6 protein-coding genes and 2 riboswitches are annotated in these 7,689 nt (G+C 61.5%); all 6 genes read right to left on the bottom strand.

Going from position 1 to position 7,689, the window contains the following annotated elements:
- Window positions 1-6: 6 nt before the first annotated feature.
- Entirely contained in the window at window positions 7-1,044 is a 1,038-nt protein-coding gene (gene cobW / locus K5Q19_RS13555; protein ID WP_039330625.1) for a cobalamin biosynthesis protein CobW, read from the bottom strand.
- A gap of 180 nt (window positions 1,045-1,224) precedes the next feature.
- Window positions 1,225-1,456, bottom strand: a riboswitch (cobalamin riboswitch).
- 89 nt (window positions 1,457-1,545) lie between these two features.
- Window positions 1,546-2,526, bottom strand: a complete 981-nt coding sequence (locus K5Q19_RS13550) for a hypothetical protein (protein WP_052241778.1) — start codon at window positions 2,524-2,526, stop codon at window positions 1,546-1,548.
- Window positions 2,523-3,305 carry an ABC transporter ATP-binding protein gene (locus K5Q19_RS13545; RefSeq protein ID WP_052241777.1) on the bottom strand — a complete coding sequence of 261 codons (783 nt, stop codon included), beginning with the start codon at window positions 3,303-3,305 and terminating at the stop codon, window positions 2,523-2,525. The genes K5Q19_RS13550 and K5Q19_RS13545 overlap by 4 nt, the downstream gene beginning before the upstream one ends.
- The gene (locus tag K5Q19_RS13540) at window positions 3,302-4,288 is read right to left on the bottom strand and encodes an iron ABC transporter permease (RefSeq protein WP_039330624.1); all 987 of its coding nucleotides are present in this window, start codon (window positions 4,286-4,288) and stop codon (window positions 3,302-3,304) included. Before K5Q19_RS13540 ends, K5Q19_RS13545 begins: the two co-directional genes overlap by 4 nt.
- Window positions 4,285-5,076, bottom strand: coding sequence for an ABC transporter substrate-binding protein (locus tag K5Q19_RS13535; protein WP_160328032.1), 792 nt, complete (start codon window positions 5,074-5,076; stop codon window positions 4,285-4,287). Before K5Q19_RS13535 ends, K5Q19_RS13540 begins: the two co-directional genes overlap by 4 nt.
- A 113-nt stretch (window positions 5,077-5,189) precedes the next feature.
- Complete coding sequence (locus K5Q19_RS13530) at window positions 5,190-7,133, bottom strand: TonB-dependent receptor (protein ID WP_039330622.1); 1,944 nt, start codon at window positions 7,131-7,133, stop codon at window positions 5,190-5,192.
- A gap of 214 nt (window positions 7,134-7,347) precedes the next feature.
- Window positions 7,348-7,591, bottom strand: a riboswitch (cobalamin riboswitch).
- Window positions 7,592-7,689: the final 98 nt, after the last annotated feature.

Raw genomic sequence — 7,689 nt, 5'->3', positions numbered from 1 at the left:
CCTAGCTTAGCCTGCCAGCACCGCGCGAATGGCAGGCTCGTCGATATCGTCATGCTCGGCGATGGCGACCAGGGTGGTCTGGCGCCGCTCATCGGGGCGCCATGGGCGGTCGTACTGGTGACGAACCCTCGACCCGACGGCCTGCACCAAGAGGCGCAAGGGCTTGCCAGTCACGGCAGCGTAGCCTTTTACCCGCAGGATGCGATGGTCGCGGGCGAGCGTTTCGATACGCGCCACCAAATCGGCGGGATCGGCAATCTCGCCGAGCGCGATGACGGTGCTGTCGAAATCGTCGTGCTCGTGATCATCCTCATTGTCGTGATGCGAGGGCCGGGCAGCGATATCGTCTTCGGCGGCAGCTCCAAGTCCAAGGATCACGCGAGGGTCGACAATCCCTTCGGCTATCTCGATCACAGGCACGGGGCGGGGTGCTTCGGCCGCAATGGCTGCCCTTGCGGCAGCGACTCCGTCAGGTCCGGCCAGATCAACCTTGGTCAGCAAAACGAGATCGGCGCAGGCAAGCTGGTCCTCGAAGACTTCGGACAGCGGGGTTTCGTGGTCGATCCCCGGGTCTGCGGCGCGCTGGGCCTCCAGCGCTGCAAGATCGGGGGCAAACCGTCCGGCAGCAACCGCTTCGGCATCGGCCAGCGCAAGGACGCCATCCACCGTGATGCGACTGCGGATTGCCGGCCAGTCGAAGGCCTTGAGCAAGGGCTTGGGCAGGGCCAGCCCTGATGTCTCGATCAGGATATGGTCAGGGCGCGGATCAAGCGCGAGCAGGCGCTCTACGGTGGGAATGAAATCGTCCGCCACGGTGCAGCAGATGCAGCCGTTGGCCAGTTCGACGATGTTTTCCGCCGGGCAATCGGGAATGGCGCAGGATTGTAGGATGTCCCCATCCACCCCCAGAGTACCGAATTCATTGACGACCACAGCCAATCGGCGTCCGCCAGCGTTGCGGATCAGGTGGCTGATCAGCGTGGTCTTACCGGCACCCAGAAAGCCGGTGATGATCGTGACGGGTACCTTTGACAGGTCCGACATGGCAGTTCCTCCGCGCGCCAGAGCGACACCGGGCAGGGCTTGCCGGACAGGTCCGGTCGGCGCGCGACAACGGGCTGGCGCGACAGACGCCCGAAACCACGCGGCCGTGCAGCCCCAGCCGCACAGCTTCGTCGCTCAGACGGAAGAGTACCGTGCCTTGGCCATCCCCTGGACCCGGGCAAGAGCGACCAGAGCGCCGGCAGGTCTCCTGGCTCGCGGGTCACAGCTTGATGCACGCCTTCCCAGATGCGCGTTCATGCGCGGTCCAGTGGCTTTTCCTGCACGCGCAGGAAAAATGTGCATCGCGCTATCCGCTTACAGTTGCAGGGACAGCCGCGGATTTGGGAGCTACGCTCCCGCACCGCATTCCCGATTAAGCCCCGTTGGGGGCACCGGCGCGATCATCGATGGCACGGGCAAACCCGCATCATCATTGAATATCTCTAGACCCAAACTTCGATCATGCCAATCAAAGTTCGCGCTGAAATTGCAGGCGCAACCTCACTGTTCCGTTTCATCGGTTTCAACGGGAGCGCGGTCGAACCAGACGCGCCAGGGACCCACGTGCTCGTGACCGGCAGCGGCAAGACGGCGCAGGACGATGCGGGCTTTCGTTCGGCCCCGCCGTGTGTCGGGCCAATCAAAGAATTCAGGGTTTGCGCCTTCAGCCACAGCGGTGCGGATATGTGCGTCCACGGCACGATCCTGATCAAGGCCAAAGCGTTCAAGCATAGGTGAAAAGGCGGTGTCCGTATCGGGCACGAAATCGTGCCGTTCACCCAGTGCGTTCCGCCAAGGTGAGCGAGGGTGAATGTTCAGGATCGACTGATAGCCATCCGGAATGGGGACGTTGGCGCCATGTGGCCGACCCTTCCCGATAAGCTTGGCAAGCAGATGGGTGTGCGGGCCTTCCGGCGATTTCCCATCCGGAGGCGGAATCGGTTGGAAGACTTCGATCCGTCCGGCAGGCGAGAGCATGACCCGGTGGGGCTGCGCACGCAGAACCTCGGCCATGACTGTTGGCGAAGACAGCAGGTCCTGACCTTCAAGAGCCTCGAGAGCCCCGATCAGCGCTTCGTCGTCAGTGCGGGCGCACATCCTTATGGTGCCGTTACAAACGCCCATGTCGAACAGGCGGCTCGACTGGTCTTCCCTGCGAATGGCGTCGGTATCGGCGCCCAAAGATACGACAGCCCGATCGACCGAACCAGTCAGAGGCGCGCAGAGCGCCATTGCATGACCCCAGCTTTCGCCATCAGAGGACAGGCTATCCCAGGCAAGGCATTCAAAGCTATCCGAATGCCTGATCCGCAAGGCACCGCGAGCGGTCACGATTTCGATATTGTCGCGGTCGTTTTGAACCGTGGCCGGCTCATCCTCGTCGCGAATGAATTCGCCGATCGCACCGAATGTGCCGATGCTCCAGCCATGGCCAGGGTCGCACGCGAGACGTGCCAGTTCGTCAAAGGAAATCTGGTTCATGATGATACCCCGGACTTGAGAAAGCGGACGGAAATGCCGTCCCCGTCACGAGATAACCGGACCGGAACGTCATAGAGCGAGGTGAGTAGGCTTTCGGTGACGACTTCGTGCGTCGGACCGTGTGCAAGCAATCGCCCATCGCGGATTGCGAGGATCGAGTCCGCGAAGGCCAAGGCCAGATCAAGATCGTGGATCGCCATGACAACCGTGCACCCGGCCGTGGTCCGGGCCTTGAGACGCTGGACGGCATCGATGGCATGGCGTGGATCCAGACCCGCGGTTGGTTCATCAACGATCAGAAGCGCTGGATCGCCGACAATCGCGCGGGCCAGCATTGCCCGCGCCAGTTCGCCACCCGACAATTGCGTGGCTGGCCGATCCCGCAAACCCAGCAGATCGCAGGCGAGCAGTGCATCGTCGATGGCGGGAAGCAGAGCGGACGGTATGGTGCCGAATGCTGGCAGCGCCGGAGTCAGCCCGAGCGCAACCACGCGCTCTACGGTGATCGGCCAATCAACCCCCGCACGTTGCGGCAGATAGGCACGCAACTTGGCAAGTTCCCGGCGGCCAAGGCGGTGGAGGTCCTTGCCATCGAGTTCGACCGAACCTTGCACCGGGCGTTTGAGGCCCGATGTGATGTCCAGCAAGGTGCTCTTGCCGGCGCCATTGGGGCCGATCACAGCAGTCAGATGGCCCGATGGAACACGCGCCGATATCCCGTCAAGGACCAGACGCTGCCCCCGGCGCGCCGAAACACCATGAAAGTGCAGCGCGCTCATGCGGTGCGTCTCCGGACATGAAGGACCAGCCACAGGAAGAACGGTGCCCCGATCAGGCTGATGAACACCCCGAGATTTAGCGGCATGCCCCGGAATACCAATGTGCGCGACGCGATGTCGGCGAGGGTTACCAGAACGGCTCCAACCAGCATGGCCGGGATGAGCACCTTGCCTGGACGATGGGCGACCAGAGGCCGGACAAGGTGAGGCGCAATCAGGCCTACGAAACCGATCGTTCCGGATACGGCGGTTGCGCCTCCGACGCCAAGGGCCGTACCGATCAGCGCCAGCATGCGCGTTCGTGAAACCGCAATCCCCAGGCTTTCAGCCTGCGCTTCACCCAATGCAAGAGCATCCAGAGCTCGGCCCGTCAGCAGAAGCATCGTACCCCCGGCAAGGATAAAGGGTGTGGCAAGGCGGACATGATCCCAGCTTCGATCGGCAAGCGAACCCATCAGCCAGGTCATGATCTCGTAAGCGGCATAAGGATTGGGGGAGAGGTTGAGCGCCAGACTGACGCCTGCACTGGCTATGCTGCTGACTGCTGCCCCGGCCAGGATGAGCGATAGGGTACCGCCTCCCCGCGCAAGGATGAAGGCAATGCCTGTGGTGACGAATGCACCTGTCAGACCAAACAGCGGAGCGGCAAGGGTAAAACTGGCGGCAAAGCCGAAATAGATGGCGATGACCGCACCGAGCGAGGCACCTGCCGAAACGCCCAGCAGGCCGGGGTCAGCCAGCGGGTTTCGCAACAGCCCCTGCATGACGGCACCCGAGAGGCCAAGGATGCCACCGATGGCCATCGAAAGGACAACCCGTGGCAGGCGGATCTGGGTGACGATCTGGCCAGCCAGATCCGCATGATCGAAAGCCAGCGCCTGAAACGCTTCGCGTGGTGTCAACCAGACGGAGCCAGCCAGCACCGAAGCGAAAGCGCTGGCGAGCAGACAACTGACCAGCATGGGAACAAGCCACCGGGTCATAGCGATTTCCCACCGGCAAAGGGAAGGGGAGAGCGGGCATGGAGAGCCGCTGAACGAAGTTCGTTGCGCAACTGCATCGCGGCTTCCGTCACCATCGGCGTTCCGCAAACGTAGTACGCCTGTCGGATCGTCAGCGTACGGTCACCGTCCCAGTAGCGACGGATTAGAGGGTGTCGCTCGACGTTTTCGCGAAGCCCCGGGCGGCGACCTACCCCGGCGCCTTTCACCAGCAGGGACGGAGCAGAAAGGAGCAGGATTTCGATATCCGGTTTGCCGTAGCTGCTCTTCTGCAGTGTGTTGGCAACATTGGTCGCACCGGCTGTCTTGAGCACAGTGTCATAGAGAGACCCCGTGCTTGCATTGAAGCCAGCACCATCCCACGCAGCCACTCGTAGCGGCGGGCCCGGATCGCGCGCAAGGTCGGCCAGTTGGCGGTCCATTTTTGCGATCAATTCCTCGCCGCGAGCGGGCTCTCCTACTGCCTTGGCGACCTGTCGGGTTATCTTGCGGATATCTTCGTAGGTTTCCGCATGATCGACCTCGATCATTGGAAACCCTAATCGCTTAAGCAGTCCGCGTGTTGCCGGCGTCGTAAATGCCCCGGCAATAACCAGGTCCGGCTTCTGGCGCAGGACCTCCTCCGACATTCCATGGTTGATGTCGACACGCGCAGCCTCGCGGAACATGAGGGAGCCGTCGGGATCGCGCGACAGCCAAGTGACCGACGCGATCCGCTCAGGTGGCAGCAATGCCAGGACAAGCTGATCCGTGCACTGGTTCATCGACATGACATGGACTGGCTTTGCTGCCGCCTGGCTGCGACTACCAGACGGCTCCGTGCAACCGGCCAGAGCCGGAAGCACGGAGATCATCCAAAGGAGGCAGAGCGCCTTGCGGAACATCAGAAGCGGACGCGAACGCCACCATAGCCTGCGCGGCCCGGAGTGGCGAAACTGAACACCTCTTCGTATTGCTCGTTGATGAGGTTTTCTACGCGCGCAAACAACGAAATGTTGGGGCGCAACTTGTATTCGGCATTCAGGTTAACCAGTACATATTCCCTCAGGGACACGCGCACCGGAATGAAGCTTGGATTTGTAAACGCGACATCGGTCTGACGCCCGTTGTAGCGCACTGTCAACGTACCCGAAAAGCGCTCATCCTTGCTGAACACTGTCGCGTTGAAACTGCCGATATGCTTGGGGCGACGCACCTCGACTGTGCCGTTTTCTCGCGCATGAAGCCATGTGTAGGCGGCGTCCAGCCTGATCTGGGGAATTGGACGGGCGGCAAGGGCCACCTCAATGCCATGCTGTTTCGACAAAGTTGCACGGTTTGATGGCGTCGCTATGAAGGTCGGAGCGGGGAAGGTCGTGAAAATTTCGTCCTTCAGGCGGCTATCGAAATAGGTCGCGCTTATGGTGGCCTTGCCATCGCTGAAGCTTTGCTCGATGCCGGCTTCCCACCCTTCCGACTTCTCGGGCCTCAGGTTAGGGTTGCCAATATAGCGGCCATCGGAAAATCCATAGAGCTCGAAATAGCCCGGATTCTTGACCCCCGTTCCATAGGCACCGCGAACACGGGTACCAGTCGGGAGCGAATAACTGCCTTGAACCCGCCAAGTTGTGGGGTCATCAAAGCGATCATTTTCGTCATGGCGGATCGATGCACCAAAAGAGAATGCGTCGTTGATCAGCAGTTCATACTGCCCGACAATCCCGACATTGTCGGTCGATCTTTTTCCCTGAAACGCGAAGGATGACGGTGTGGTGTTCTGGAATTCTTCGCGCTCGACGTCGATTGCGGCGGTCAGGCGATGCCGGATGGCGTCGGTGCCCAGCCGCAGGCTCGATTCGAACGAGCCTTTGTAGCGGTTACCCTTGTTGCCGTAATCGAAGCCCGCAGCGTCGAAGCCCTTGCGCTCGCTCAACGCGACTTGCCCTGTCACTGCGTTCGTCCAGCGGCCGTCGAGCCCGATCAGTTCAGCTCTCACAAGACCATAGAAGGCCTTGTTTCTGAAGAACACGCCGGGGCTGTCGACGGTGAATCCGAATAGCGGGCTCGCCGGATTGTTCTCGCTGTTGTTGGTATCGGCTTCCGTGAAGCTGTAGCGGGCAACGCCGGTCAGTTTGAAGGTTTCGGACGGCGACCAGATGAGCTTGGCCGAAAGGCCTGCGATGTCGGAGCCGACATCCCTGCTGCCATTTCGTGCCGTGGGATAGCCGCCGGTGTGATAGTAAGCGCCAGACACAGCATAATCGAGATCGCCAGACACTCCGCCAGCACGCGCGCTTCCGGTGAAGGTGTTGAAGCTGCCGCCCTCTGCGCGCAAGCTGACCCCCGGAGCCTCCTTCCCGGTCAATGTCAGATACTGGATAACGCCGCCGATCGCGTCCGAACCGTAAAGCGAGGACTGCTGCCCTCGCAGGACTTCAACGCGGGCTTCGGGATCGGCAATGAGAGTGGCGAAATCGAACTCGCCAAAATACGGGTCCGAAGCTTCTATACCGTCAATCAGAACGAGGACGTGGTTGCCCTCGGAGCCGCGAAGCCGGAGCTGGGTGAGGCCGCCAGCAGCGCCGGTGCGGCTCACGGCAACGCCCGGCACATCGCGCAGAATGTCCGAAACAATCCGGGTCTGGCGCTGCTCCAACGCTTCGCTGTCCAGTACCGTCACCGACGCACCGAGCTTGTTTACGGCCACGGCCTCACCGGACCGTGACGCCGTCACGACAATGGTTTCTCCGCTGTCATTGGTTGTAGGCTGTCCCGGGTTCGACTGCGCGAAGGCCGGGCAGCTGGCTAGCGCCAGCGCAAACGTGGATACGAGAACAGGTTTCTTCATCGGGATACCCCCTTGGTGCCGAGCAACTGCGCGACGAAAAGGGGCAACCGGATCCATCAACTCCCAAGGCGAGTCGGGAGAGCGCACGAACGGTCGGCCAGGCCAACGCGAGTGGGCACAATTCACCCGCGCAGGACTAACCCTGCGGCCCCAGCCGCAATGGTTCGTCGCTCAGACGGAGGTTACCGTGCCATGGCCATCCCCTGGACCGCAGCAAGAGCGACCAAACGCCGGCAGGTCTCCTGGCTCGCGGGTCATAGCTTGATGCACGGCCTTCCCAGGCCGCGCTTGGACAAGCGTAAGGCCCAGTGGCTGCTTCCGCCCGAAGGTGGAAGCGATGTGCATCGCGCTCGCCGCTTACAGTTGCAGGGACAGCCTCGGATTCGGATCAGCCAAGGCCGCTCCTCACCGTGTTCCCGAATTAAGCCCTCTCGGGCACCGGCGCGATCTGTTGACAACGGTCTTAAACCGTTGACGTTGATCCACTAGTCGAAAGTCGCCCGAAAGCCAATCCCTTAACGACTGGCATCGGAACGACGCCAAGCCTCAACGATGG

The sequence above is a fragment of the Novosphingobium sp. genome, assembly GCF_019748365.1.
GTDB lineage: Bacteria > Pseudomonadota > Alphaproteobacteria > Sphingomonadales > Sphingomonadaceae > Novosphingobium.
This window is presented reverse-complemented; position numbering and strand designations above follow the sequence as displayed.